General features: G+C 37.7%; 27 protein-coding genes and 2 other annotated features. Of the genes, 23 read left to right on the top strand and 4 right to left on the bottom strand.

All coding sequences use genetic code 11. The features are described 5' to 3' along the window. The first annotated feature begins 13 nt into the window (after positions 1-13). The 23 genes from sigE to pyrE all read left to right on the top strand — a co-directional run bounded on the left by sigE (position 14) and on the right by pyrE (position 22,885). A complete protein-coding gene (sigE, locus tag WAZ07_RS17285; protein ID WP_020059244.1) occupies positions 14-730 on the top strand; it encodes an RNA polymerase sporulation sigma factor SigE in 717 nt (238 codons plus the stop codon). 141 nt (positions 731-871) lie between these two features. Next, positions 872-1,651 carry an RNA polymerase sporulation sigma factor SigG gene (gene sigG / locus WAZ07_RS17280; protein ID WP_090914402.1) on the top strand — a complete coding sequence of 260 codons (780 nt, stop codon included), beginning with the start codon at positions 872-874 and terminating at the stop codon, positions 1,649-1,651. Positions 1,652-1,955: 304 nt separating this feature from the next. Beyond that, the gene (locus WAZ07_RS17275) at positions 1,956-2,234 is read left to right on the top strand and encodes a YlmC/YmxH family sporulation protein (protein WP_090914404.1); all 279 of its coding nucleotides are present in this window, start codon (positions 1,956-1,958) and stop codon (positions 2,232-2,234) included. Between the two features lie 116 nt (positions 2,235-2,350). Then, positions 2,351-3,169: a peptidoglycan editing factor PgeF gene (gene pgeF / locus WAZ07_RS17270; RefSeq protein ID WP_336473467.1), complete on the top strand. Its 819-nt coding sequence runs from the start codon at positions 2,351-2,353 to the stop codon at positions 3,167-3,169. After that, positions 3,166-3,840, top strand: a complete 675-nt coding sequence (locus tag WAZ07_RS17265) for a YggS family pyridoxal phosphate-dependent enzyme (RefSeq protein ID WP_336473466.1) — start codon at positions 3,166-3,168, stop codon at positions 3,838-3,840. The genes pgeF and WAZ07_RS17265 overlap by 4 nt, the downstream gene beginning before the upstream one ends. A 19-nt stretch (positions 3,841-3,859) precedes the next feature. Continuing rightward, entirely contained in the window at positions 3,860-4,321 is a 462-nt protein-coding gene (locus WAZ07_RS17260; protein ID WP_090914409.1) for a cell division protein SepF, read from the top strand. Between the two features lie 6 nt (positions 4,322-4,327). Continuing rightward, a complete protein-coding gene (locus tag WAZ07_RS17255; RefSeq protein WP_336473465.1) occupies positions 4,328-4,594 on the top strand; it encodes a YggT family protein in 267 nt (88 codons plus the stop codon). 10 nt (positions 4,595-4,604) lie between these two features. After that, complete coding sequence (locus WAZ07_RS17250) at positions 4,605-5,378, top strand: YlmH family RNA-binding protein (protein ID WP_336473464.1); 774 nt, start codon at positions 4,605-4,607, stop codon at positions 5,376-5,378. 92 nt (positions 5,379-5,470) lie between these two features. Next, entirely contained in the window at positions 5,471-5,977 is a 507-nt protein-coding gene (gene divIVA, locus WAZ07_RS17245) for a septum site-determining protein DivIVA (RefSeq protein ID WP_090914414.1), read from the top strand. 51 nt (positions 5,978-6,028) lie between these two features. Further along, positions 6,029-6,248, top strand: a binding site (T-box leader). A gap of 79 nt (positions 6,249-6,327) precedes the next feature. Beyond that, the gene (ileS, locus tag WAZ07_RS17240; RefSeq protein ID WP_336473463.1) at positions 6,328-9,093 is read left to right on the top strand and encodes an isoleucine--tRNA ligase; all 2,766 of its coding nucleotides are present in this window, start codon (positions 6,328-6,330) and stop codon (positions 9,091-9,093) included. Between the two features lie 129 nt (positions 9,094-9,222). Then, entirely contained in the window at positions 9,223-9,555 is a 333-nt protein-coding gene (locus WAZ07_RS17235; RefSeq protein WP_090914418.1) for a TraR/DksA C4-type zinc finger protein, read from the top strand. 121 nt (positions 9,556-9,676) lie between these two features. Beyond that, positions 9,677-10,135 carry a signal peptidase II gene (gene lspA / locus WAZ07_RS17230; RefSeq protein ID WP_336473462.1) on the top strand — a complete coding sequence of 153 codons (459 nt, stop codon included), beginning with the start codon at positions 9,677-9,679 and terminating at the stop codon, positions 10,133-10,135. A 3-nt stretch (positions 10,136-10,138) separates the two neighbouring features. Beyond that, positions 10,139-11,047 carry an RluA family pseudouridine synthase gene (locus WAZ07_RS17225; RefSeq protein ID WP_090914421.1) on the top strand — a complete coding sequence of 303 codons (909 nt, stop codon included), beginning with the start codon at positions 10,139-10,141 and terminating at the stop codon, positions 11,045-11,047. A 199-nt stretch (positions 11,048-11,246) separates the two neighbouring features. Continuing rightward, positions 11,247-11,789, top strand: coding sequence for a bifunctional pyrimidine operon transcriptional regulator/uracil phosphoribosyltransferase (pyrR, locus tag WAZ07_RS17220; RefSeq protein WP_090914423.1), 543 nt, complete (start codon positions 11,247-11,249; stop codon positions 11,787-11,789). A 147-nt stretch (positions 11,790-11,936) separates the two neighbouring features. Continuing rightward, positions 11,937-13,220: a solute carrier family 23 protein gene (locus WAZ07_RS17215; RefSeq protein WP_090914425.1), complete on the top strand. Its 1,284-nt coding sequence runs from the start codon at positions 11,937-11,939 to the stop codon at positions 13,218-13,220. A gap of 148 nt (positions 13,221-13,368) precedes the next feature. Then, on the top strand, positions 13,369-14,283 hold the full coding sequence (locus tag WAZ07_RS17210; RefSeq protein WP_336473461.1) for an aspartate carbamoyltransferase catalytic subunit: 915 nt from the start codon (positions 13,369-13,371) through the stop codon (positions 14,281-14,283). Further along, positions 14,267-15,553, top strand: coding sequence for a dihydroorotase (gene pyrC / locus WAZ07_RS17205; RefSeq protein WP_336473460.1), 1,287 nt, complete (start codon positions 14,267-14,269; stop codon positions 15,551-15,553). The genes WAZ07_RS17210 and pyrC overlap by 17 nt, the downstream gene beginning before the upstream one ends. After that, positions 15,550-16,647 (top strand): carbamoyl phosphate synthase small subunit, encoded by a 1,098-nt coding sequence (locus WAZ07_RS17200; RefSeq protein ID WP_336473459.1) that lies wholly within the window; start codon positions 15,550-15,552, stop codon positions 16,645-16,647. Before pyrC ends, WAZ07_RS17200 begins: the two co-directional genes overlap by 4 nt. Beyond that, a complete protein-coding gene (carB, locus tag WAZ07_RS17195) occupies positions 16,632-19,850 on the top strand; it encodes a carbamoyl-phosphate synthase large subunit (protein WP_336473458.1) in 3,219 nt (1,072 codons plus the stop codon). Before WAZ07_RS17200 ends, carB begins: the two co-directional genes overlap by 16 nt. Further along, on the top strand, positions 19,847-20,626 hold the full coding sequence (gene pyrK / locus WAZ07_RS17190) for a dihydroorotate oxidase B electron transfer subunit (RefSeq protein ID WP_090914434.1): 780 nt from the start codon (positions 19,847-19,849) through the stop codon (positions 20,624-20,626). The genes carB and pyrK overlap by 4 nt, the downstream gene beginning before the upstream one ends. Continuing rightward, positions 20,623-21,537: a dihydroorotate oxidase B catalytic subunit gene (pyrD, locus tag WAZ07_RS17185; protein WP_336473457.1), complete on the top strand. Its 915-nt coding sequence runs from the start codon at positions 20,623-20,625 to the stop codon at positions 21,535-21,537. Before pyrK ends, pyrD begins: the two co-directional genes overlap by 4 nt. Positions 21,538-21,539: 2 nt before the next feature. Next, on the top strand, positions 21,540-22,256 hold the full coding sequence (gene pyrF, locus WAZ07_RS17180; protein ID WP_336473456.1) for an orotidine-5'-phosphate decarboxylase: 717 nt from the start codon (positions 21,540-21,542) through the stop codon (positions 22,254-22,256). Continuing rightward, the gene (gene pyrE / locus WAZ07_RS17175) at positions 22,253-22,885 is read left to right on the top strand and encodes an orotate phosphoribosyltransferase (protein WP_336473455.1); all 633 of its coding nucleotides are present in this window, start codon (positions 22,253-22,255) and stop codon (positions 22,883-22,885) included. The genes pyrF and pyrE overlap by 4 nt, the downstream gene beginning before the upstream one ends. A 407-nt stretch (positions 22,886-23,292) precedes the next feature. Here the strand turns inward: pyrE and WAZ07_RS17170 are convergent, their stop codons facing one another. From WAZ07_RS17170 to WAZ07_RS17155, 4 genes are all read right to left on the bottom strand, one after another. Then, the gene (locus WAZ07_RS17170; RefSeq protein ID WP_336473454.1) at positions 23,293-23,745 is read right to left on the bottom strand and encodes a hypothetical protein; all 453 of its coding nucleotides are present in this window, start codon (positions 23,743-23,745) and stop codon (positions 23,293-23,295) included. Between the two features lie 61 nt (positions 23,746-23,806). Next, complete coding sequence (locus WAZ07_RS17165) at positions 23,807-24,487, bottom strand: HAD family hydrolase (protein WP_336473453.1); 681 nt, start codon at positions 24,485-24,487, stop codon at positions 23,807-23,809. 232 nt (positions 24,488-24,719) lie between these two features. Beyond that, the gene (locus WAZ07_RS17160; RefSeq protein WP_336473452.1) at positions 24,720-24,974 is read right to left on the bottom strand and encodes a YbeF family protein; all 255 of its coding nucleotides are present in this window, start codon (positions 24,972-24,974) and stop codon (positions 24,720-24,722) included. Between the two features lie 26 nt (positions 24,975-25,000). Further along, complete coding sequence (locus WAZ07_RS17155) at positions 25,001-25,675, bottom strand: MOSC domain-containing protein (RefSeq protein ID WP_336473451.1); 675 nt, start codon at positions 25,673-25,675, stop codon at positions 25,001-25,003. A 486-nt stretch (positions 25,676-26,161) separates the two neighbouring features. Next, positions 26,162-26,386: a binding site (T-box leader), on the top strand. Positions 26,387-26,442: the final 56 nt, after the last annotated feature.

Here is a 26,442-nt window from a genome sequence, read left to right as displayed (position 1 = left end):
CGGAGGGATTAGATTGAAACTGAAATTTCGGTTAACTTATCTTTGGTATAAGTTATTACTAAAACTTGGAATAAAGACCGATGAAATTTACTATATTGGTGGAAGTGAAGCGTTGCCACCGCCATTAACAAAAGAAGAAGAAGAAATTTTGTTGCAAAAACTACCAAAAGGGGATGAAACAGCAAGGTCACTTTTAATAGAACGCAATTTACGTCTTGTTGTATACATTGCCAGAAAGTTTGAAAATACAGGAATTAATATTGAGGATCTTATTAGTATTGGAACCATTGGTTTAATTAAAGCGGTTAATACATTTAATCCAGAAAAAAAGATTAAACTTGCAACGTATGCTTCAAGGTGTATTGAGAATGAAATATTGATGCATTTGCGGAGAAATAATAAAAATCGTTCAGAAGTGTCATTTGATGAGCCTCTTAATATTGACTGGGATGGAAATGAACTATTGTTATCAGATGTTTTAGGAACAGATGAGGACATTATTACAAAGGATTTGGAAGCAACTGTTGACCGCCATTTACTTATGAAGGCATTGCATCAATTAAATGATCGAGAGAAGCAGATTATGGAACTTCGTTTTGGGTTAGATGGTGGAGAAGAAAAAACACAAAAGGACGTTGCAGATATGCTTGGGATTTCCCAGTCTTATATTTCACGTTTAGAAAAACGGATTATTAAAAGGCTTCGTAAAGAATTTAATAAAATGGTATGAGATGAGGCTAAACGGCCGATTGTCTCGTTATAAAGAATGTAAGTTTCATTTGATAAAGTGAGATAAATAAATATATGCATAAAATTCCCTCCAAAGGAGATACTTTACACTGTACAGCAACTCCCGATAGGAGGGAACACTTTGACGAGAAACAAAGTAGAAATTTGCGGTGTTGATACATCTAAACTTCCAGTACTAAAAAACGAAGAGATGCGACGGCTATTTCGAGAAATGCAAAGCGGTGATATAAGCGCAAGGGAGAAACTAGTAAACGGAAACTTACGTCTTGTACTAAGCGTCATCCAAAGATTTAACAACAGAGGGGAGTTTGTTGATGATTTATTTCAAGTTGGCTGCATTGGACTTATGAAATCCATTGATAATTTTGACTTAAGCCAAAATGTTAAATTTTCAACATATGCTGTACCGATGATTATCGGAGAGATTCGAAGATATTTACGTGATAATAATCCAATACGAGTATCGCGTTCCTTGCGAGATATTGCTTATAAAGCATTGCAAGTACGCGAAAAACTTATTGCTGAAAATTCGAAGGAGCCAACAGCAATGGATATAGCAAAAGTACTTGATGTGACGCACGAAGAAATTGTATTTGCCCTCGATGCAATTCAAGATCCAGTTTCATTATTCGAGCCAATATACAATGATGGTGGGGATCCAATTTTTGTTATGGATCAGTTAAGTGATGATAAACAAAGGGACGAACAATGGGTCGAAGAGCTAGCATTAAAAGAAGGAATGAAGCGATTAAATGAACGAGAAAAGATGATTATTCGCAAGCGTTTCTTTCAAGGGAAAACACAAATGGAAGTGGCTGAGGAAATTGGGATTTCTCAAGCGCAAGTGTCACGTCTTGAAAAATCAGCAATTAAACAAATGAATAAAACAATTCAAGGCTAAGGTCTCATCATTTATGATGAGACCTTTTATAGTTTTGAGGGGAAATTCTGTTCATAGGAAAGATGGCGTATTCATATAATGGCTATAAAGAAAAAGTTTTGTACGTGAAGGGACATATTCTCTACTAATGAAGGCGCATTAACGGTCCGCACCTCAAGATGCAGAGAGAAGCGAAGAAGATAGGTGAGGGCTTTCCATCAGTGGGGGATGAAAAAAACCCCCAATGATGGAAGTTTCACTTTATTTTTTACTTGAGGTGAAATTGCGATTGTCAGTTAAGTATGAGGAAAAGGAGAGGGTTGCAATGATACGCATTTCAGAATTTCAAATGAAAGATGTTGTCAATGTGTCAGATGGAAAGAAACTTGGAAACATTGGAGATATTGATATTGATATGAGGACAGGGAAAATTCAGGCAGTTATTATTACGAAACAAGGGAAAATGTTGGGGTTATTTGGAAAAGAAGAAGAATCTGTAATTCCTTGGAAACAAATTGTAAAAATAGGGGAGGATGTTATTTTAGTTCGAGCAGATCATGTTCCTACAGTTACAGAAACATTACAAACACCAACAACTTTTTGAAAAATATTACAAGTTTCTCTTTTTTTTAATGTTGTCATTATGGAAAAATAAAAGTATGGTAAAATAGACAGGAAGTACCATACTTTTTATGTTATTTTATTATAAGGAGCCTTTTTATGAGAGAACCATTTACATATAAGGACGGTATGTTACATTTACATATGTGGGAAGAACTTGGACCCATTATAGCTGGATTTACCACAAAAGAAGGTGGAGTGAGTACTGGGCCGTTTTATACAATGAATCTGGGGCTACATGTCCATGACAAAGTGGAAGATGTTCATGAAAATCGACGTCTTTTAGCAGAAAAATTACACGTTCCATTAGAGACCTGGATTTGTTCTGAACAGGTTCATGATCATCATGTTGCAAAAGTGGGCAAACAAGAGAGAGGAAAAGGTGTCTTTTCCTATGAAGACGGTATCCCGAATACTGATGGCATATATACGAAAGATACAGATGTGCTATTAACATCTTGCTATGCGGATTGTGTACCACTCTATTTTTATGCGCCATCTTATAGAATGATTGGACTTGCACATGCTGGCTGGAAAGGAACTGTAAAAGGAATTGCGAGTGAAATGATCGGTAAGTGGAAAGATGAAGGTATACCGCTTGGTGATATACATGTTGCTATCGGTCCGTCTATTGGCGCGTGTTGTTATGTTGTGGATGAACGTGTATTATCTGCCGCTAAACAAGTGCTTCATGGTTCCGTTCCATATGACATGGTTTCTGATGGACAATATGCAATAGATTTAAAAGAAATAAATCGGTTGCTATGTTTACAAGCCGGGATTAAAGAAGAGCAGATTGCCATGTCATCTCTTTGTACAAGCTGTGAAACGCAATTATTTTTCTCACATCGACGCGACCATGGGAAGACGGGAAGAATGCTTAGTTTTATTGGTTTTAAGGAGGATGAAAAGCAGTGACAGTACAAGGGAATTTAACATATGTTAGGCAAGAAGTTGAAAGAGCATGTAGGCGAGTGAATAGATCTATAGACGAAATTACACTTGTTGCTGTTACAAAAACAGTAGGGATTGAAAAAACAAATAAAGTGCTACAAGCGGGGCTTGTACATCTTGGAGAAAATCGCAATGAAGGTCTTTTACAGAAGTATGAGTATTTTGGAAACAAAGCGACGTGGCACTTTATCGGTTCCTTGCAATCTAGAAAAGTAAAAGAGATTGTAAATGAGATTGATTATTTGCATTCACTTGATCGTCTTTCACTTGCAAAAGAAATTCAAAAACGAGCAATGAAACCGATTCGTTGCTTTGTTCAGATAAAAACCTCAGAAGAAGAGTCTAAACAAGGGCTAAACATAGAGGAAACGGTTGAGTTTATTTGCAGCTTACAACAATTTGATAAAATTGAAGTTGTCGGACTGATGACAATGGCACCTTACACAGACGATGAAATGCAAATTCGTAGCTGTTTTCAAATGTTGCGTAAACTGCAAAAACAAGTACAAGATTTAAACCTATCGCATGCTCCGTGTACGGAGTTATCAATGGGAATGTCGAATGATTATACAATTGCAATTGAAGAGGGCGCTACATTTATTCGTTTGGGAACGATTTTAGTGGGAAAAGAATAGAGGGAAGGAGAGTTTGATTATGAGTTGGTCAAAAGTAAAGTATTTCTTTTTTGACACACCAGAAGAGCGAGAAGCACACTATGCTTACGAAAAGGAGCAAAATGAAATGAAAAAACAACAGGAACCAGAGTCAGATATTCCTCTTGCAAAGGTACAACCGAAACAAAACGTAGTAAGCATTGAAACAGCGAAACAACCTTCGAAAGTTGTTTTATTAGAGCCTCGTACGTACTCAGAAGCACAGGGGATTGCTGATCATTTGAAAGGTCGTCGTGCAGTTGTAATTAATTTACAACGTATGTCTACAGATCAAGCGCTGCGTATTGTTGACTTTTTAAGTGGAACTGTATATGCGATAGGCGGAGATATTCAAAAATTAAGTCCCAAAACATTTATATGTACGCCGGATAATGTAGATATTGTTGGAGCAATTTCTGAATTGTTTGGTGAAGAAGAAGAGACAAATATAAAAAGGTGGTAGTGCGCTATGACGCTGGTTTTACAAATTTTGCTTTATCTATTCGAGTTATATTCATATGCGCTTATTATTTATATCCTTTTGACTTGGGTTCCAGGAGCAAGAGAGTCGACATTTGGTGATTTTCTTGCCCGTATTTGTGAGCCGTATTTAGAACCGTTCCGGAGGTTTATTCCACCACTTGGTGTAATTGATATTTCTCCAATCGTGGCGATTCTTGTACTACGTTTTGCAAGTTCAGGATTAGTACGTATATTCGAATTATTTTTAAGGTAATCAAGTATAGATGAGCATTTATGAACATTTTAGACCTGAAGAAACAGTTTTCGTTGATAAAGTATTAGAATGGAAGCATGCAGCAGAAGAATACCATCAAGTGAAACTTACTGATTTTCTTGACCCGCGAGAACAACAGATTGTTTCTATGATTGTTGGACATCAAGGAGATGCTGCCTTTCAGTTATACGGGGCTGCTCCGAGTGCAGAAAGAAAACGAGCGTTAATTTATCCCAATTATCTTATGCCGAATGCAGAAGAGTTTCAAATAGAAATATTAGAAATTGACTATCCTTCTAAATTTTATACGCTGGAGCATCGTCAAATATTAGGAGCATTTATGTCTCTTGGTTTAAAGCGAGAGAAATGCGGAGATATTTGGCCCCAGAACGATCGTGCCCAAATTGTAGTTGCAAAAGAAGTTGTATCGTATATAGAAATGAATTTACAATCGATTGGAAAAACAAAAGTATCTTTATCACCTGTGTCAATTGATCATGCATTACATATACAAGATCAGTGGGATGAAAAGTCAGGGACTGTCTCGTCGCTTCGATTAGATGTACTACTAGCAGAAATGTTCCATCTATCTCGGCAAAAGATACAGCCGTTCATTAAAAATGGTCTTGTGAAAGTGAACTGGAAAGTAGTTGAGCAATCTGCTTATGAATGTTTTCCGGGAGATGTATTTTCTATAAGAGGTCATGGTAGAAGTAAATTACTCACTGTTGAGGGAAAAACAAAGCGCGATAAATGGAGAATTTTGTATGGTATTTTAAAATGATTTCTTTTTTTAGAAGGAAAATCTCCCATTTTGTCGAAGAAAAGATATAATTAAAAAGGAAAATTTAGATAACCTACTTGGAGGTGGCGTTTGTGCCGTTAACACCGTTAGATATTCATAATAAAGAATTTAGTCGCGGCTTTCGTGGCTATGATGAGGATCAAGTAAATGAATTTCTTGATCAAGTCATTAAAGATTATGAATTAGTAATTCGTGAGAAAAAAGCATTAGAAGAAAAGGTTGCACAACTAGAAGGGAAATTAGAACATTTCTCCAATATTGAAGATACATTAAATAAATCTATCGTTGTAGCACAAGAAGCGGCAGAAGAAGTAAAGCGTAATGCACAAAAAGAAGCAAAGTTAATTGTGCGTGAAGCAGAAAAAAATGCGGACCGTATTGTTAACGAAGCGTTAGTAAAATCAAGAAAAGTTGCATTTGATATTGAAGAATTGAAAAAGCAAGCAAAGGTGTTCCGTACACGTTTCCGCATGCTATTAGAAGCGCAGCTTGAGATGTTAAACAATGATGATTGGGACAAGCTAATTGAGTTAGAAGAAGAAGTAGATGAGCTTCTTAAGAAAGAAGAGACAGTGTAAGCTTGACGTTTTTCTCATTATTACATATAATTCTATACAACATAATTTTTTAGAAAAACGAAGATAGGGATAAGTACTTTTTTCATACCTTATATAGCGAACTGAGGACGGTGGAAGCTCAGGATAAGGAGAGAATGGGAATATCACCCTGGAGTTCCTCGCTGAACAACAAAGTAAGCAGAGGCGTGTATTCGCGTTAAGAATATAAAGAGGATTGCTACATATAGCAGTCTACTAGGGTGGTACCGCGGGAGACCTTCTCGTCCCTTTTTTGGGATGAGAAGGTCTCTTTTTTATTCCATTTATTTAGAAAAATGTCTTTCTGTTATATATTCAAGGAGGAATTAAGTATGGAGTACAAGGATACATTATTAATGCCAAAAACAGAATTTCCAATGCGTGGAAATTTACCGAAGCGTGAGCCTGTAATGCAAGAAAAATGGGCTGAAATGAACATTTATGAAAAAGTACAAGAACGTACAAAAGGACGTCCGCTATTTGTACTACATGATGGACCGCCATATGCGAACGGCGACATTCATATGGGACATGCGTTAAATAAAGTATTAAAAGATTTTATTGTCCGTTACAAATCGATGACGGGATACTGCGCGCCATATGTACCAGGTTGGGATACACATGGATTACCAATTGAGCAAGCTTTAACAAATAAAGGTGTTAAACGTAAAGAAATGACAGTTGCTGAATTCCGTAAACTTTGTGAAGAATACGCATATGAACAAGTAAGCCGTCAGCGCGAGCAATTTAAACGTTTAGGTGTACGCGGTGATTGGGATAATCCATACATTACATTAAAGCCAGCATATGAAGCACAGCAAATTAAAGTATTTGGTGAAATGGCGAAAAAGGGTTATATCTATAAAGGACAAAAACCGGTGTACTGGTCTCCAACGAGTGAATCTGCATTAGCAGAAGCAGAAATTGAATATAAAGATAAAAAATCTGCATCTATTTATGTAGCATTCCCTGTAAAAGATGGAAAGAATGTTTTAGAAGGCGACGAAAAATTCATTATTTGGACGACGACACCTTGGACGTTGCCAGCTAACTTAGGTATTTCTGTTCATCCAGAACTTGAATACAGCATTGTAAAAGTAGCAGATGCGAAGTATATCATTGCTTCTGAGTTATTTGAAACAGTTGCCAAAACATTAGAGTGGGAAAATACTGAAGTTGTGAAAACAGTAAAAGGTAGCGAACTTGAGTATACAACGGCGAAACATCCATTCTATGATCGTGATTCTCTTGTTATGCTTGGTGAGCATGTTACAACAGATGCTGGTACAGGCTGTGTACATACAGCACCTGGACACGGGGAAGATGACTTCCTTGTTGGAAAGCAATACGGTTTAGAGGTTCTTTGCCCAGTTGATGATAAAGGTGTATTAACAAGCGAAGCACCTGGATTTGAAGGATTATTCTACGATAAAGCAAATAAACCAATTACAGAAAAATTAGAAGAGGTTGGTGCGTTATTAAAATTAACATTTATTACGCATTCTTATCCACATGATTGGAGAACGAAACAACCAATTATTTTCCGTGCAACAGCACAGTGGTTTGCATCTATTGAAGCGTTCCGCACAGAATTATTACAAGCAGTAGAGGAAACAAAATGGGTGCCAGCTTGGGGTGAAACACGTCTTCACAACATGGTTCGTGACCGCGGTGACTGGTGTATTTCTCGTCAACGTGCATGGGGTGTGCCGATTCCTGTATTCTATGCAGAAAATGGTGATCCGATTATTACAGACGAAACAATTAACCATGTAGCAGCGCTATTCCGTGAACATGGTTCAAACATATGGTTTGAACGTGAAGCGAAAGACTTATTACCAGAAGGGTTTACACATCCATCTAGCCCAAATGGCGAATTCCGAAAAGAAACAGACATTATGGATGTATGGTTTGATTCTGGTTCTTCTCATCAAGCTGTATTAGAAGAGCGTGATGATTTGCAACGTCCGGCTGATTTATATTTAGAAGGATCTGACCAATATCGTGGTTGGTTTAACTCTTCATTATCAACAGCAGTTGCGGTAACAGGTAAAGCACCATATAAAGGCGTTTTAAGTCACGGCTTTGTACTAGATGGTGAAGGGCGTAAAATGAGTAAGTCTATTGGAAACATTGTTGTACCGAAGAAGATTATGGACCAATTAGGCGGCGATATTTTACGTTTATGGGTATCCTCAGTTGATTATCAATCTGATGTACGTATTTCTGATGATATCTTAAAACAAGTAGCAGAAGTATATCGTAAAATTCGTAATACATTCCGTTTCTTATTAGGAAACCTAGCTGATTTTGAACCAAGTAAAGATGCGGTATCTGCTGCAGAACTTCGTGAAGTTGACCGCTACATGTTAGTGAAATTAAATGACTTAATTATAAAAGTAAAAGATGCTTATGAGACGTATGAATTCGCTGCTGTATATCATGCGATTCATAACTTCTGTACAATTGATTTAAGTTCATTCTATTTAGATTTTGCAAAAGATATTTTATATATCGAAGCAGAAAATAATCACGATCGCCGTGCAATTCAAACGGTATTATATGATGTACTTGTTGCATTAACAAAACTCGTAACGCCAATTTTACCGCATACAGCAGATGAAGTATGGCCATATATCCCTGGCGCTGTAGAAGAGAGCGTCCAATTAACTGATATGCCAGAAGCTGTAGAAGTAGAAGATGCTGAAGAATTAAAAGTAAAATGGGATGCATTTATGACACTTCGCGATGATGTATTAAAAGCGTTAGAGGATGCACGTAATGCAAAAGTGATTGGTAAGTCATTAAATGCAAGTATCACACTTTATCCAACAGCAGAAATGAAAGAATTATTACAATCTATTACAGAAGATGTGAAACAATTATTTATCGTTTCTGAGTACCATCTTGGTGGAACAATGGAAGAAGCGCCAGCTGATGCGCCGAAATATGAACATACAGCTGTTGTTGTAACGCAAGCAACTGGTGAAACGTGTGAACGATGCTGGGTTGTCTCTGAAACAGTAGGAAGTAATGCGGACCATCCAACATTATGTAAGCGTTGCGGAGAAGTTGTAACAGAACATTATGTAAAATAATGAGATGAGAGAAATCGACTGTAAACAAGGCAGTCGATTTTTTCTTCCTTCGAAGGAAAAATGTGTGTGCAGTAATCGTTTTCTTTTCGGATAAACTAACGATACATTCCAGCCGGGAGGGACGCGCTTGTGACTGACACATACATGGAAATCCAAGAAGAATTACAATTAATGCAGCGGGAATTACAGCAGCGATTAGCAAAAGAAGAGTTGTATGCGTATGAGGTAGAATTTGGACAGGAATTGCTAGCTATGGCCAAAACAGATGTGAAAAATAAATTATTATTGCATGATATAAGAGAAGATTTAAAAGATGTAGAGCGAGCACTTTGGAAAATAGAAATAGGCATGTATGGAATTTGTGAGGAAACCGGACAAAGAATGACACTTAGGCAATTAAAAAGCATGCCAACAGCACGTACAGTTCATGAATGTTTCTATGAAAAAGTAAAAACAATTTAAAGACAACAATATTATATTACCTAATTCAATTTATTTTATGCTCCCATGCGATGCTTCATTGTGAAAACATAGCAGCTATGCTAAAATTTTGAGGTACACTGTCATTGTGGGGGAAATGAAAATGATATATTATTTAATAGCATTATTCGTGATTGCCATTGATCAAGTATCAAAATGGATTATCGTAAAGGAAATGGAATTAGGTGAGAGCATTCCAATTATTGATAATGTGCTGTATATAACGTCTCACCGCAATCGCGGAGCTGCATGGGGCATTTTAGAAAATAAAATGTGGTTTTTCTATGTTATCACCGTTATCTTTGTTATTTTTATTCTGTTTTATATGAAAAAATACGCAAAGACAGACAAGCTTCTCGGCATTTCACTTGGGCTTATTTTAGGCGGAGCCATTGGTAATTTTATTGATCGTGTAGTACGAAAAGAAGTTGTTGATTTTATTCATACGTATATTTTTTCATACAACTTCCCGGTATTTAACATTGCAGACTCGGCGCTATGTGTTGGGGTTGCATTAATTATTATTCAAACATTATTAGAAGGAAAGAACACAAAGGAGTAAATAATGAGCGAAGTAGTACAAGTAACAGTTATAGAAGAGCAAAAGAATGAACGGATTGACAAATTTGTTGCTGGGGTGAACAATGAATGGTCTCGTTCACAAGTACAGCAATGGATTAAAGATGGTGTTGTAACGGTAAATGGTAAAGACGTTAAAGGGAATTATAAAGTAAAAACAAATGATGAAATTACAGTTACCATTCCAGAACCGGAGTCATTAGATATTCTTCCAGAAGATATGAATTTAGAGATCTACTATGAAGATAGTGATGTGCTTGTTGTAAACAAGCCACGTGGCATGGTTGTACACCCAGCACCAGGGCATACGAGCGGTACGTTAGTGAACGGCTTAATGTATCACTGTAAAGATTTATCAGGTATTAATGGCGTAATGCGCCCAGGGATTGTGCATCGCATTGATAAAGATACATCTGGGTTATTGATGGTGGCAAAAAACGATATGGCACATGAGGCACTTGTCAATCAGCTTGTAGAGAAAACGGTAACGAGACGTTATCAAGCGATTGTTCACGGTGTTATCCCGCATGACAAAGGAACAATTGATGCTCCAATTGGTCGTGATAAACAAGATCGTCAAAGTATGACCGTTGATGAAAAGGGAAAACATGCTGTGACTCATTTCCGTGTACTAGAACGTTTTAATAATTTCACTCATGTGGAGTGTCAATTAGAAACAGGCCGCACGCATCAAATTCGTGTACATATGAAATATATTGGATATCCACTTGCAGGTGACCCAAAATATGGCCCAAAGAAAACATTTGATATAAATGGTCAAGCACTGCATGCAGGTATTTTAGGTTTCATTCACCCGCGCACAGGTGAATATTTAGAATTTGAAGCACCAGTTCCACAACTCTTTACAGATCTTCTAAATGATTTACGAAAATAATATTGACAATCGTTATAAAAACTGACATAATAACAGCAGTTGAATAAGTCCTTTAACACAACCCCGTGAGGTTGAGAAGGTAACGGTTTGAAATAAGTAGGGTATTTGTACCCTTTTTCAGAAAACCCTCTCGCACACGACGAGAGGGTTTTTTTATACCATTCCTCTCACGCAAGAAAAAAGCCTGGAGGTGAAGAACATGAATGAAAAAGCAGTGGTACTAGATGATCAAATGATTCGCCGCGCTTTAACACGCATTAGTCATGAGATTGTGGAACGCAATAAGGGTGTTGAAAATTGTGTTCTAGTTGGGATTAAAACACGCGGTATTTTCATTGCACAGCGCTTAGCAGAACGAATTGGGCAAATTGAAGGAAAAGAAATAGCTGTCGGTGAATTAGACATTACATTATATCGTGATGATTTGACTTTGCAATCTAAAAATAAAGAACCGCTTGTAAAAGGTTCAGACATTCCTGTTGACATCACGAATAAAAAAGTTATTCTTGTTGATGACGTATTATATACGGGAAGAACAGTGCGAGCTGCTATGGATGCATTAATGGACATCGGTAGACCATCACAAATTCAGCTAGCTGTTCTTGTAGATAGAGGTCACCGTGAACTGCCAATTCGCGCTGATTATGTAGGAAAAAATATTCCAACATCAAGCGAAGAACGTATTGAAGTAGACCTTCAAGAAACAGATAAACAAGATCGAGTAAGCATATACGAAAAATAAAGCCCTTTTAAATGTAGTCCTGTGAGGCTGCCAAAGGGTCTTGACTTTCATATGTCTAATTTGACATACGTAAGTATAGGACTCTTTGTGCATAGGCGCAAAGAGTTTTTTTATTGTAAGTTTCCAACATTGGAGGAGGAGATAACAATGGAACAAAAGCCAGTGTTAGACATTCATGAAGTACCGAAACCAGGGAAATGGTTATTGTTAAGTATACAACATTTATTCGCAATGTTTGGGGCAACGGTGCTTGTTCCATTCTTAACAGGATTAAGTCCAGCAGTTGCTTTAATTTCAAGTGGATTAGGAACGCTAGCATTCTTGCTTGTGACGAAAGGACAAGTGCCTGCTTACCTCGGATCATCGTTTGCATTCATTGCACCGATTATTACAGCAAAAGCAGCAGGTGGCCCAGGAGCAGCTATGCTCGGCGGAATGCTAGCCGGTCTTGTCTACATGTTAATCGCACTTGGAATTAAAAAGTCTGGATCAAACTGGATTATGAATCTCTTACCTCCAATTGTAGTTGGTCCAGTTGTTATGGTAATTGGACTTGGGCTTGCACATACAGCGGTAAATATGGCAATGAATAATGCAGATGGAAAATATAGCTTTACACACTTTTCCGTTGCACTCGTAACATTAGCAATTACAATCATCTGCTCGATTTTTGGAAGAGGCTTCCTTAGCATCATACCAGTTTTAATTGGAATTATAGGTGGTTATATCTTTGCTTACTTCCAGGGCTTAGTCGATTTGAAACCAGTGGTAGAAGCAAAGTGGTTCGAAGTACCGGACTTCGTAGTACCATTTGTCACATATACACCGGAGTTCTCGTGGAAAATCGTACTAGTAATGGTACCAGTTGCAGTCGTAACAATTTCAGAACATATCGGACATCAAATTGTACTTGGAAATGTTGTAAATAGAGACTTGATTGAAAAACCAGGTTTGCATCGCTCTATTATGGGGGACGGCATTGCGACATTTATCGCGTCCACAATTGGAGGACCACCAAATACAACGTATGGTGAAAATATTGGGGTACTTGCGATCACTAGAGCATACAGCGTGTACTTGTTTGTCGGATCAGCAATATTTGCAATTATCTTCGGATTTATTGGGAAAATCTCAGCACTTATCCATTCGATTCCAACGCCGGTAATGGGCGGTGTATCAATCTTGCTCTTCGGTGTTATTGCATCAAGCGGTTTACGTATGTTAGTAGATGAGAAAATAGATTTTGGAGATAAACGTAATCTAATGATTGCATCTGTTATACTAGTCATTGGCATCGGCGGTGCAGTGCTTCATATTGGTCAGTCTTTTCAGATGGAAGGTATGGCTCTTGCGGCAATGGTGGGAGTACTGTTAAATCTAGTTTTACCTGAAATAAAAACGAAAAAACAATCAAAGCAAATTGCTTCATAAAGACAGCCTTTTAATTCAGTCCTGTGAGACGGAAAAGGGTGTGTAGTTTGTTACACCCTAGTCTCACACGGCTAGGGTATTTTTATGCAGAAAATTTTATATAAATTCAAAGGTATTATTATAAAAATCAGAAAGATGAGGGATGACAATGAACCATTTGTTAACGATGAGTGAGTTATCGGAGCAGGAGATTTCAGAAATCCTAAAAGATGCAGAAGATTTCGCAAACGGAAAGGGTATAAAAGCGACAGAGCAAACATTTGTTGCAAACTTATTCTTTGAGAATAGCACGAGAACACGTTTTAGCTTTGAAGTAGCAGAGAAGCGTTTAGGACTTGATGTTCTCAACTTTTCAGCAGAATCTTCTAGCGTACAAAAAGGAGAAACATTGTACGATACGGTAAAAACACTAGAATCGATAGGAACAAGAGCTGTTGTCATCCGCCACGAACAAGATCGTTATTTCGACGAGCTTAGAGAACAAGTAAATATTCCAATCTTAAATGCAGGTGATGGATGTGGAAATCATCCAACGCAATGTTTGCTTGATCTACTAACGATAAAACAAGAATTTGGAACATTTGAAGGACTGAAAGTGGCAATTGTTGGAGATATCAGTCATAGCCGAGTAGCACGTTCAAATGCAGAGGCGTTAACGAAATTAGGAGCAACCGTTTATTTTGCAAGTCCAGAAGAATGGAAAGACGAAACGAACACATTTGGAACGTACAAAGCATTAGACGAACTAGTTCCAGAAGTAGATGTAATGATGCTACTACGCGTGCAGCATGAGCGTCATAATCATTATGAAACAGACATTATGAAAGAGTATCATGAAGAGCACGGTTTAACGATCGAACGTGAGAAACGCATGAAGCCAGGTAGCATTATTATGCACCCAGCACCTGTGAACCGTGATGTAGAAATTGCGAGTGAGCTTGTCGAGTGTGAGCGTTCACGCATCTTTAAACAGATGGAAAACGGTGTTTATGTAAGAATGGCTGTATTAAAACGCGCACTACCAAATGTATTAGGAGGAATGAAACATGAATTATTTGTTTAAAAATGGTCGCTATGTAAATGAAGAGGGAAATATCGTCACAACAGACCTTCTCGTACAAGATGGTAAAATTGCGAAAGTAGCAGAAAGCATCACTGCTGAAAATGTAGAAGTAATTGATGTAACCGGAAAATTAATTGCACCTGGGTTAATTGATGTACACGTACACCTTCGCGAACCAGGTGGTGAACATAAAGAAACGATTGAAACAGGAACCCTTGCAGCAGCAAAAGGTGGATTTACAACAATTTGTGCAATGCCGAATACGCGCCCTGTACCAGATAGTAAAGAACATATGGAAGATTTGCAAAAACGAATTCAAGAAAAAGCACATGTAAATGTACTGCCATATGGCGCTATTACAGTACGCCAAGCAGGTTCTGAAATGACTGACTTTGAAACATTAAAAGAACTTGGTGCATTCGCGTTTACTGATGATGGAGTAGGAGTACAAGATGCAAGTATGATGCTGGCAGCAATGAAGCGTGCAGCAAAATTAAATATGGCAGTTGTTGCACACTGTGAAGAAAATACGTTAATTAATAAAGGTTGTGTACACGAAGGGAAGTTTTCTGAGAAACACGGATTAAACGGTATCCCATCAGTATGTGAATCTGTACATATTGCCCGGGACATATTACTTGCGGAAGCGGCGGATTGCCACTATCACGTATGTCACGTAAGTACAAAAGGATCTGTACGAGTGATTCGTGATGCAAAACGTGCTGGAATTAAAGTAACAGCAGAAGTAACACCGCATCACTTAGTATTATGTGAAGATGATATCCCATCAGCTGATCCAAACTTTAAAATGAATCCACCACTTCGTGGAAAAGAGGATCAAGAAGCATTAATTGAAGGATTATTAGATGGAACAATCGATATAATCGCAACAGATCATGCACCGCATGCAGCGGAAGAAAAAGCACAAGGTATTGAAAGAGCTCCATTTGGAATTACTGGTTTTGAAACAGCATTCCCACTACTATATACAAACCTTGTGAAAAAAGAAATTATCACATTAGAACAGTTAATTCAATTCTTAACAGAAAAACCAGCTGACACATTTGGTTTAGAAGCAGGCCGACTGAAAGAAGGAAGAGCGGCTGATATTACAATTATCGATTTAGAACAAGAAGAAGAGATTGATCCAGCAACATTCTTATCAAAAGGAAAAAATACGCCATTTACGGGCTGGAAATGTCAAGGATGGCCGATGATGACATTAGTTGGCGGTAAGATCGCATGGCAAAAGGAGAGTGCATTAGTATGAAAAGACAGCTTATCTTAGAAGATGGAACACTATTAATTGGAAAAGGTTTCGGAGGAGAAATCGAAAAGTCAGGTGAAGTTGTATTTACAACTGGAATGACTGGATATCAAGAAACACTATCTGATCCATCATACTGCGGTCAAATTGTAACATTTACGTACCCATTAATTGGAAACTACGGCATTAACCGTGATGATTTCGAATCAATTCATCCATCTGTAAATGGTTTAATAGTAAACGAAATTTGTGATCACCCATCTAACTTCCGTAATGAAATTTCGTTAGATGATTATTTAAAAGAAAGAAACATTCCAGGATTAGCAGGAATTGATACAAGAAAATTAACACGAAAAATTCGTCAATATGGAACATTACGCGGACGTCTTTGCAACATGGATGCGGATGTAGAGTACATCGTTAGTCAATTAAAAGAGACAGTCTTTACAGATCATGTGAAAAGAGTATCAACAAAAGATCCATATCCAAGTCCAGGCCGTGGCCATCGCGTTGTACTTGTAGACTTCGGTATGAAGCATGGTATTTTACGAGAACTAAATAAACGTGACTGTGATGTAATTGTTGTACCATACAATACAACGGCTGAAGAGATTTTACGCCTTAGCCCAGATGGAATTATGTTAAGTAATGGACCTGGGGATCCTAAAGATGTACCAGAAGCAATTGAAATGCTAAAAGACATTATCGGAAAAGTACCATTATTCGGGATTTGTCTTGGACATCAATTGTTCGCTCTAGCATCTGGTGCAAATACAAGCAAGTTAAAATTCGGTCACCGTGGTTTAAATCATCCAGTAAAGCATCTTGCAACTGGAAAAGTAGCCATTACTTCTCAAAACCATGGTTACGCAGTAGAAGAAGAATCAGTTAAAAGTACAGATCTTGAAATTACACATGTAGCTTTAAATGATGGAACAGTAGAAGGTCTTCGTCATACGAAGTTCCCAGCATTTACAGTGCAATATCATCCAGAAGCATCAGCAGGACCAGAAGATGCAAACAATTTATTTGAAGATTTCTTAACAATGATTGAAAACTTTAAGAAAGAAGGGGAAGAGTTATGCCAAAACGCCTAGACATTAACACAATTTTAGTAATCGGATCAGGACCTATTGTAATCGGGCAAGCAGCTGAGTTTGACTACTCTGGAACGCAAGCTTGTCAATCTCTTAAAGAAGAAGGTTACAAAGTAATTCTTGTAAACTCTAACCCAGCAACAATTATGACTGATACTGCAACAGCAGATAAAGTATACATTGAACCATTAACATTAGAATTTGTAAGCCGCATTATTCGTAAAGAGCGCCCAGATGCAATTTTGCCAACACTTGGCGGACAAACAGGACTAAACATGGCTGTTGAACTTGCAAAATCAGGTGTACTTGAAGAGTGCGGAGTTGAAATTTTAGGAACGAAATTATCAGCAATTGAGCAAGCGGAAGATCGCGATTTATTCCGTACATTAATGCAAGACTTAAACGAACCAGTACCACCAAGTGAAATTATTCATACGCTTGATGAAGCATATGAATTTGTAAAAGAAATTGGCTATCCAGTAATTGTTCGCCCTGCATTTACGCTAGGCGGAACTGGCGGTGGTATTTGTCATAATGAAGAAGAGTTAATTGAAACTGTAACAAGCGGTCTAAAACATAGCCCAGTAACACAATGTCTATTAGAAAAAAGTATCGCTGGTTTTAAAGAGATTGAATATGAAGTAATGCGTGATGCAAACGATAATGCCATTGTAGTATGTAATATGGAAAACATTGACCCAGTTGGTGTGCATACAGGGGATTCGATCGTTATAGCGCCGAGCCAAACATTAAGTGACCGCGAATATCAAATGTTACGTAATACTTCATTAAGAATTATTCGTGCACTTGGAATTGAAGGTGGATGTAACGTTCAGCTTGCGCTTGATCCGCATAGTTTCCAATACTATGTAATCGAAGTAAATCCACGTGTAAGTCGTTCATCTGCATTAGCATCAAAAGCAACAGGATATCCAATTGCAAAATTGGCAGCGAAAATTGCAGTCGGCTTAACGCTTGATGAGATTGTAAACCCGGTTACACAAAAAACATATGCATGTTTCGAACCAGCATTAGACTATGTTGTTTCTAAAATTCCACGCTGGCCATTTGATAAGTTTGAATCAGCAAACAGAACGCTTGGCACACAAATGAAAGCGACTGGGGAAGTCATGTCAATCGGTCGTAATTTAGAAGAATCGCTATTAAAAGCGGTTCGTTCTTTAGAGCTTGGTGTTTATCATTTAGAGCTTGATCACTTAAAAGAACTTGATAAAGACACAATGAAAAAACGTATTATGAAAGCAGATGATGAGCGTCTGTTTGTTGTAGCAGAAGCGATTCGTCAAGGTGTAACGAAAGAAGAAATTAATGCATGGTGTGAAATGGACTTCTTCTTCTTACAAAAAGTTGAAAACATCGTAAACATGGAGCATAACGTTAAAAACCATATAGGCGATATGGAAGTATTACAAGAAGCAAAAGCAATGGGATTCAGTGATCATTATATCGCAGCTGCTTGGAATAAAACAGAGCGTGAAATTTACGATATGCGTAAAGAAAACAGCATGACACCAGTATTCAAAATGGTAGATACATGTGCGGCGGAATTTGAATCTGCAACGCCTTACTACTACAGCACATATGGCGATGAAAACGAATCAATCGTTACAGAGCGTAAAAGTGTAGTCGTTCTTGGTTCTGGTCCAATTCGCATCGGTCAAGGTGTCGAGTTTGACTATGCAACAGTTCATTCTGTATGGGCAATTAAAGAAGCTGGTTACGAAGCAATTATTATAAATAATAACCCAGAAACAGTTTCAACAGACTTTAGTATTTCAGATAAATTATATTTTGAACCACTTACAATTGAAGATGTAATGCACATCATCGATTTAGAACAACCAGAAGGCGTAATCGTTCAATTTGGTGGTCAAACAGCAATTAACTTAGCGGCAAAATTACAAGAGCGCGGCGTGAAAATTTTAGGTACATCCCTAGAAGATTTAGACCGTGCAGAAGATCGTGATAAATTTGAGGCAGCTTTAACAGATTTAGGTATTCCACAGCCAGTTGGAAAAACAGCAACAACTGTAGAACAAGCGGTAGCAATCGCTGAAGAAATTGGCTACCCAGTATTAGTAAGACCATCTTACGTACTAGGTGGGCGTGCGATGGAAATCGTATATCGTCAAGAAGAACTACTGCACTACATGAAAAATGCGGTTAAAGTTCATGCGGATCATCCAGTATTAATTGACCGCTACATGGTTGGGAAAGAAATTGAAGTAGATGCAATTTCAGACGGTGAAAATGTATTCATTCCAGGTATTATGGAACATATTGAACGCGCTGGAGTTCACTCTGGTGACTCAATTGGAGTATACCCACCGCAAAGCTTATCTGCAAAACTGAAAGAACAAATTATCGAAAATACAATTGCACTTGGAAGAGGATTAAACATTGTTGGATTACTGAATATCCAGTTTGTAGTATTCAAAGACGAAGTGTATGTAATTGAAGTAAACCCACGTGCGAGCCGTACAGTACCATTCTTAAGTAAAATTACAGGTGTACCGATGGCGAATATCGCAACAAAAGTTATTTTAGGTCAAAATCTTGTAGAACAAGGATATGAAACTGGATATCGCCCAGAAGAGAAAGAAGTGTATGTAAAAGCACCGGTATTCTCTTTTGCGAAACTACGTTCTGTTGATACAACATTAGGGCCTGAAATGAAATCAACAGGGGAAGTAATGGGTAAAGACTTAACGCTTGAAAAAGCATTATATAAAGGACTTGTTGCTGCTGGAATCAATATTCCAACGCACGGATCTGTAATCATCACAGTAGCAGATAAAGATAAAGAAGAAGCAATGGAAATCGCAAAACGATTCCATGAAATTGGCTATAACTTATTAGCGACAGCAGGAACTGCGAAATCATTAACAGACCAAGGCGTTCCAGTTCAAGTTGTAAACAAAATTGATTCTGAAGACTACAACTTGCTTGATATTATTCGCCAAGGAAAAGCGCAATTTGTTATTAACACATTAACAAAAGGAAAACAACCAGCGCGTGATGGCTTCCGTATTCGTCGTGAGTCTGTAGAAAATGGTGTAGCATGCTTAACATCATTAGATACAACAAGAGCAATTTTACGCGTACTTGAATCTATGACATTTTCAGCTCACGCAATGAAAGAATTTACGGGGGCTGAGCGTCACGAGGTGGTACATGCATGATGCAAAAGCAAAATATGATCGTCGTTAACCAAAAAGAAATCGCAAAAAATATTTACGAACTCGTACTTCAAGGTGATTTAGTACAGCACATGAACGAGCCAGGGCAATTTGTACACATTAAAGTAGCAGAGGGCAATGCGCCTCTGCTGCGCCGCCCGATTAGTATTTGTAATGTAGATCAAGAGAAAAACGAATTTACAATGCTATACCGTGCAGAAGGACAAGGAACAAAAACGTTGTCACAAAAGAAACAAGGTGAAATGGTTGATGTATTAGGTCCATTAGGCAACGGTTTTCCGGTGCAAGAAGCAAAGTCGGGACAAACAGCTCTTTTAGTAGGGGGCGGAATTGGTGTACCACCGCTATATGAATTATCACAGCGTCTTACAGCAAAAGGCGTTCGTGTCATCCACATCTTAGGTTTTCAGTCAAAAGATGTCGTTTTCTACGAAGAAAAATTTGCAGAACTTGGTGATACGTACGTTGCGACAGTAGACGGTACACATGGTACAAAAGGATTTGTAACAGATGTAATTGATGCATATGGAATTGACTTTGACATTCTTTACTCATGTGGACCGCTGGCAATGCTACGTGCACTAGAAGGGCGCTATAAAGAGAAAAAAGCGTACATTTCACTTGAAGAACGTATGGGCTGCGGCATTGGAGCATGTTTTGCGTGCGTATGCCATCTGCAAGAAGATCCAACTGGCTATTCCTATAAGAAGGTGTGCAGCGACGGACCAGTATTTCCAATCGGGGAGGTTGTACTATGAACAACAGATTGCAAGTTGACTTACCAGGCTTAACATTAAAAAACCCAATCATCCCAGCATCTGGTTGTTTCGGATTTGGCCGTGAATTTGCAAAGCTCTACGATTTAAGCGTACTTGGATCAATCATGATTAAAGCGACAACAGAACAACCGCGTTTTGGAAATCCAACGCCGCGTGTTGCTGAAACACCTGCTGGTATGTTAAATGCAATTGGTTTACAAAACCCAGGGCTAGAAAAAGTTGTGAACGAAGAATTACCATGGCTTGAGCAGTTTGATGTACCTATTATTGCGAACGTTGCTGGATCACAAGCTGAAGACTATGTGGCAGTTGCGAAAGAAATTTCAAAAGCACCGAATGTTCATGCATTAGAGTTAAATATTTCTTGCCCGAATGTGAAGACAGGTGGAATTGCTTTCGGTACAGTACCGGAAATTGCAGCAGATTTAACGAAACGTGTAAAAGAAGTATCTGAAGTTCCGGTATACGTAAAGCTATCACCAAACGTTGCAAACATTGTTGAGATTGCAAAAGCAATTGAAAACGCGGGGGCAGACGGATTAACGATGATTAATACATTGCTTGGCATGCGTTTAGATTTAAAAACAGCAAAACCAATTTTAGCAAACCGTACGGGTGGATTATCTGGACCAGCAATTAAGCCAGTGGCAATTCGTATGGTGCATGAAGTGAGTCAGGCTGTTAACATTCCGATTATCGGAATGGGTGGTATTGAATCGGCAGAAGATGTAATTGAATTCTTCTACGCTGGTGCAAGTGCAGTAGCAGTTGGTACAGCAAATTTCGTTGATCCATTTGTCTGTCCAACAATTATTGAAGAATTACCAGCGCTTTTAGATGAATTAGGATTTGAACACATTTCGGAATGTCAAGGAAGGAGCTGGAAGTAAATATGTCACAGTCTTTAATTGTTGCACTGGATTTTCCAGATAAGGCAGAGGTAGAACAGTTTTTAAGCCACTTTGAAGGGGAACAGTTATTTGTCAAAGTTGGTATGGAACTGTTTTATAAAGAGGGACCTGCTATTATCACATATCTAAAAGAAAAAGGACATCAAATTTTTCTAGATTTAAAACTTCATGATATTCCGAACACAGTAAAAAGCGCAATGCGCAATTTAGCTAGTTTAGAAGTTGATATGGTAAACGTTCATGCTGCTGGGGGAAGCAGTATGATGAAGGCTGCGCTTGAGGGATTAGCGGAAGGTACGAAAGAAGGAAAAGAGAGACCGATTTGTATCGCAGTTACACAACTAACAAGCACATCGGAAGAAGTAATGAAAAAAGAGATCGGCATTGAGAAAACGTTAGAAGAAGCTGTTGCTCACTATGCGAGGTTAACAAAAGAAAGCGGTTTGGACGGCGTTGTTTGTTCAACGCTTGAAGTACCAAAATTACGTGAAGTATGCGGAGACGCTTTCGTAACAGTAACACCGGGGATTCGTCTTGCAAGCGACGATGTAAATGACCAAGTGCGCGTAGCAACGCCAAAGCGTGCGCGTGAACTTGGCTCTAGTTATATCGTAGTAGGACGTAGTATTACAAAAGCAGAAAATCCGCGCGAGGCGTATCAAATTGTAAAAGAACAATGGGAGGGTGTAACAGTATGAAAAAACGAATAGCATCTCATTTATTAGATATCGGAGCAGTATTCTTACAACCAAATGATCCATTTACATGGTCTTCTGGCATGAAATCACCAATTTATTGTGATAACCGTTTAACGTTATCCTACCCAGAAGTACGCGGGGCGATTGCTGCAGGATTAGAAGAATTAATTCAAACACACTTCGGGGCTGTAGAAGTTATTGCAGGTACAGCAACAGCGGGTATTGCACACGCTGCTTGGGTAAGCGATCGTATGAACTTACCAATGTGCTATGTACGCAGCAAGGCAAAAGGTCATGGTAAAGGAAACCAGATCGAAGGTAAAGCAGAAAAAGGCCAAAAAGTTGTCGTAGTAGAAGATTTAATCTCAACTGGCGGCAGTGCAATCACTTGTGTAGAGGCACTTCGCGAAGCTGGTTGTGAAGTATTAGGAATCGTATCAATCTTCACATACGAACTTGAAGCAGGAAAAGAAAAATTAGCAGCAGCAAATGTTGCATCATACTCTTTAAGCGACTACAGTGCGCTTACTGAAGTAGCAGCAGAAAAAGGTATGATTGGCGAAGCAGAAACGAAGAAACTACAAGAATGGCGTAAAAATCCAGCTGACGAGGCACAGTGCGCTTACTGAAGTAGCAGCAGAAAAAGGTATGATTGGCGAAGCAGAAACGAAGAAACTACAAGAATGGCGTAAAAATCCAGCTGACGAGGCTTGGATTACAGCGTAATGATAAAGAAAACACGACCGTGGGGGGAAACTCGGTCGTGTTTTCTTTATATTAATACAAATTAAAAAACCGACATAAAAACTCTTTTTTAGGTGGACGAGAGCGTCTGGCCATGCGTAGAAGCGGTCAGGGCCTTTTTCTGCCACAAGCGATGTTCAAACAAAGAAAGTGAACGCAGAATCATTTTTCTGCATAGCCGCAATCTATATGTCAAAAAGTTAAAATGTATTTATATATTCATAAAGTATAGCTACTTGTCCCAAGATTCAGAAAAAAAGAGAGGTACAGAAATCATTATCTGCCTATCTTATTATAAAAAATAAGGTAGGTAATAAAATATGCCAACACCAATACTTACAGTTGATAAAATAATCGTTCCTAATACAGGAGGATTTAAAGAAAGACGGAATACTGCTACTGATCCTAACTCCACACCACCGCTATGATATTTATCTGAAATTCTAGCATTGTTTCTTTGAATCGTAACGAAATAGGGAATGAGCCAAATACAACATAATAATAAAATACTTCCCATCACTAAACTTTCTAAGGCAGATACTTTGAAAAAAATTGAGAAGCGCCAGATTACGAGTAATTCGAATAGGATGGTCATGGTTGTTAAGATGACATTTCTCCACCTTTTACTAACCTTTTTTAAAATGGTTGTATTAAGAAATTGCTCGGTTTTATCCCATGCAAATGCTAAAAAGAAGATACAACAAACAAAAATGAGAGGGACTAGAAATTCTAATAATAAGGACATATGCTTGTTCCTTTCTTTTATTGTTTTATAATAGATAGTCTAAGTATTCGTACTAGAGCGTTTATGTGAGTATGTGAATTAGCTCATATAAGGATTTTATGGTAGGAGAACTACATTGTTCTTGTTTATTACATCGATCTAACCATATTCCATGCATACCAGCATTTTTACTGCTTAGGGCGTCTGTTTCTAACCTGTCTCCTATATAATAGCAATCTTGAACTCGGCACTTTGCTTTCATACTAGCTATTTGAAAGATAGCTATATTTGGTTTTGCCACCCCCACTCTACTAGAGGCGATGACTGGGTTAAAATAATGTAGGATATTTAAACGATGTAGTTTTTCAATTTGTTGTTCATAATTCCCATTACTAATAATTCCTAATGGATAACCTTTTCGTTTTAAGTCCTCTAATACATCGATTACATCTGCATACACTGTCCAATTTTCTCTATATGAGGATAAATATAGGTTGAATTTCTGATCAGCTTCTTCATTAGTTAAATGAATGCCGTATTGCTGAAAAATGCCTTTCATTCGTAACCTTTTTTGTTCGTGAAACGATAGTTCATTAGATAAAAATTGATTGAAGTATTGTTCTGAGAGTTGATTCCATAGTTTGCTAGCTTCGAATTCTTTACCAGAAAAAATAGGATTATGCTCGCGAAAGAAGTCAAGAATACCATTTTTTTCAGCAAGCTCATAATTAAGTAAAGTACCATCAATATCAAAGAAAATCATGAATAATGCCCCTTAAAGAAAATGGACTAAAAATTATATATAAATCCAAATAAAAAAGCGACATAAAACCATTCTTTTTCAATGGACGAGTGCATCTAGCCATGTATAGAAGTGGTCAGGGCCTTTTTCTGCCGCATGCGAAGTTCAAACAAAAGGAGCAAGTGAGTGTAGAATCCTTTTGTTCTACATAGTCGCAATCTATATGTCGAAAAATTAAAATGGATTCATATAGTTATTGCTTTTTATCTACTTCCTTTTCACCCTTTATAAATAATAGCGTTATATAAGAAACAAGAAATGAAAAAATACTATACATCCCTACCCAAAAGAAAAATGATCGATTAAACAAGGTTACTGCCAATATAAGAAAAATCGCAAACGTTATAATAGGCATCGTATAATACGTTTTTGTAACCCGTGTACCAATAACAGAGAAAATAAAGACAAGCAATGGACAAACAAGTAATGCGAATATAAATTCACTCATGCACTGTCTCCTTTTCTATCAATGTATTATTTTCCTGTTAAACGTTTTTCTGTGCTCGTTTCTTTGCCTTCTAATCGTTTCGTAAATGTATTTTTCCAGCTTTCTGATAAAGAATCAACTGTTAATATGCGTTGTATGCCCTCTATATTATGTTTATCGTGGTGCATGATTTCATTTGCGAAGGATATTGTGATGTGATGTTTATTTTGTTCTATTAATTTCATTTCATCAGAAGGGGAAACAGTTCCTTCCTCTAATACTCGTACGTAAAAACCTGTAAATCCTGTATTTTGCACGAGAAGCGGGAAATCTTTTCGGTCATAGCGATAAGATAGCTTATAGCAAGGTTGTCTTGGCTGCGTTACTTGAACGAGCGCTTCTCCTATTTTATATATATCGCCAATACATACATCAGATTCTAGTAATCCTGTAATTGTTAAATTTTCTCCAAATGCTCCGTATGAAAGTTGCTGTGATAGTTCTTGTTCCCAATATGGATAATGTTCAAATGCATATACACAAACAGCTTTGTCTTTACCACCATGGTGCTTTAAATCTGCTTGGCCATCACCTTCAAAGTTCAGTGTTGTTAAATATAAAGGTTTGTTAACACTTTCTTTAAAGAGGCCGGTTTCGACTTCTTTCCCTTGAAACTGGAATTTTTGCGGTGTTCCGATATTGAGAGAAATGATGTGTGGCATAAGTATAACTCCTTTCTGTCTTCGTATATGGTTTATATTACCATAAAATGAGATAGGGATTACGGATTTTGTGGGAAAATTCATGCATTTGCAAATTGATTATAGCAGAGGTCATAAGTGGCATGAAGAAGTATGAATCCCCCAGTAGGGTGGTTAACTGTTTAAAACAGGAGAACAATTTCACTCACTGTAATGGAATAAGTACGACATACAGAAAACATAATGAGTAAATATTATAATAAAAGCAATCCTAAATATGGAAAATAAAGGGGCGTTCATGGCGAAAAAAATAGGTTTTTACGGTTTAATTGGTTGTTTTATATATTTGTAATTTTAATTGTTTCTGGGATGATTGTTTCCACAGTGAATAGAAAATTATTATTACATGACGATACTTATGAATATAGTTAACGGATGAGAAAGTTAAAGGAATAAAAAATATTGCTTTTTCACCTTATTTATTATAGGATAATCATTAAGTAAATAAGACAAGCGATGAATGGAATTAAGTAGTGTATGTTCTCCCTGTTAAAGAGAGCTGACGGTAGGTGTAAGTCAGTACATAGAACAACATGAATTACAGTCCAGGAGCATCTTCTTCGAGCGAAATGTAAGGGGAAGACGGTGAAGAGCCGTTATGGAGAATGAAGAGATTGACATATAGGATTTGTCAATAATTAGGGTGGTACCGCGAATAAAATCGTCCCTACTGATTAATTTCAGTAGGGATTTTTGTATTTTCATAACAACTAAATAATAGATAAGCG

The sequence above is a fragment of the Bacillus bruguierae genome (genome assembly GCF_037104725.1).
GTDB classification, from domain to species: Bacteria; Bacillota; Bacilli; order Bacillales; family Bacillaceae_G; genus Bacillus_A; species Bacillus_A bruguierae.
Note: the sequence above shows the minus strand (reverse complement) of the source record. Positions and strands in the feature narration are given on the sequence as shown.

Excerpts from the sequence above, each read along its gene's own strand:
- pgeF (WP_336473467.1), top strand. The coding sequence starts at position 2,351 with ATGAGAGAACCATTTACATATAAGGACGGTATGTTACATTTACATATG.
- WAZ07_RS17165 (WP_336473453.1), bottom strand. The coding sequence starts at position 24,487 with ATGATTTTCTTTGATATTGATGGTACTTTACTTAATTATGAGCTTGCT.
- pyrF (WP_336473456.1), top strand. The coding sequence starts at position 21,540 with ATGTCACAGTCTTTAATTGTTGCACTGGATTTTCCAGATAAGGCAGAG.
- pyrC (WP_336473460.1), top strand. The coding sequence starts at position 14,267 with ATGAATTATTTGTTTAAAAATGGTCGCTATGTAAATGAAGAGGGAAAT.
- WAZ07_RS17160 (WP_336473452.1), bottom strand. The coding sequence starts at position 24,974 with ATGAGTGAATTTATATTCGCATTACTTGTTTGTCCATTGCTTGTCTTT.
- WAZ07_RS17250 (WP_336473464.1), top strand. The coding sequence starts at position 4,605 with ATGAGCATTTATGAACATTTTAGACCTGAAGAAACAGTTTTCGTTGAT.
- WAZ07_RS17210 (WP_336473461.1), top strand. The coding sequence starts at position 13,369 with ATGAACCATTTGTTAACGATGAGTGAGTTATCGGAGCAGGAGATTTCA.
- WAZ07_RS17275 (WP_090914404.1), top strand. The coding sequence starts at position 1,956 with ATGATACGCATTTCAGAATTTCAAATGAAAGATGTTGTCAATGTGTCA.
- ileS (WP_336473463.1), top strand. The coding sequence starts at position 6,328 with ATGGAGTACAAGGATACATTATTAATGCCAAAAACAGAATTTCCAATG.
- WAZ07_RS17225 (WP_090914421.1), top strand. The coding sequence starts at position 10,139 with ATGAGCGAAGTAGTACAAGTAACAGTTATAGAAGAGCAAAAGAATGAA.
- carB (WP_336473458.1), top strand. The coding sequence starts at position 16,632 with ATGCCAAAACGCCTAGACATTAACACAATTTTAGTAATCGGATCAGGA.
- WAZ07_RS17155 (WP_336473451.1), bottom strand. The coding sequence starts at position 25,675 with ATGCCACACATCATTTCTCTCAATATCGGAACACCGCAAAAATTCCAG.
- lspA (WP_336473462.1), top strand. The coding sequence starts at position 9,677 with ATGATATATTATTTAATAGCATTATTCGTGATTGCCATTGATCAAGTA.
- pyrK (WP_090914434.1), top strand. The coding sequence starts at position 19,847 with ATGATGCAAAAGCAAAATATGATCGTCGTTAACCAAAAAGAAATCGCA.
- WAZ07_RS17215 (WP_090914425.1), top strand. The coding sequence starts at position 11,937 with ATGGAACAAAAGCCAGTGTTAGACATTCATGAAGTACCGAAACCAGGG.
- WAZ07_RS17255 (WP_336473465.1), top strand. The coding sequence starts at position 4,328 with ATGACGCTGGTTTTACAAATTTTGCTTTATCTATTCGAGTTATATTCA.
- pyrD (WP_336473457.1), top strand. The coding sequence starts at position 20,623 with ATGAACAACAGATTGCAAGTTGACTTACCAGGCTTAACATTAAAAAAC.
- WAZ07_RS17260 (WP_090914409.1), top strand. The coding sequence starts at position 3,860 with ATGAGTTGGTCAAAAGTAAAGTATTTCTTTTTTGACACACCAGAAGAG.
- pyrE (WP_336473455.1), top strand. The coding sequence starts at position 22,253 with ATGAAAAAACGAATAGCATCTCATTTATTAGATATCGGAGCAGTATTC.
- pyrR (WP_090914423.1), top strand. The coding sequence starts at position 11,247 with ATGAATGAAAAAGCAGTGGTACTAGATGATCAAATGATTCGCCGCGCT.
- WAZ07_RS17200 (WP_336473459.1), top strand. The coding sequence starts at position 15,550 with ATGAAAAGACAGCTTATCTTAGAAGATGGAACACTATTAATTGGAAAA.
- WAZ07_RS17170 (WP_336473454.1), bottom strand. The coding sequence starts at position 23,745 with ATGTCCTTATTATTAGAATTTCTAGTCCCTCTCATTTTTGTTTGTTGT.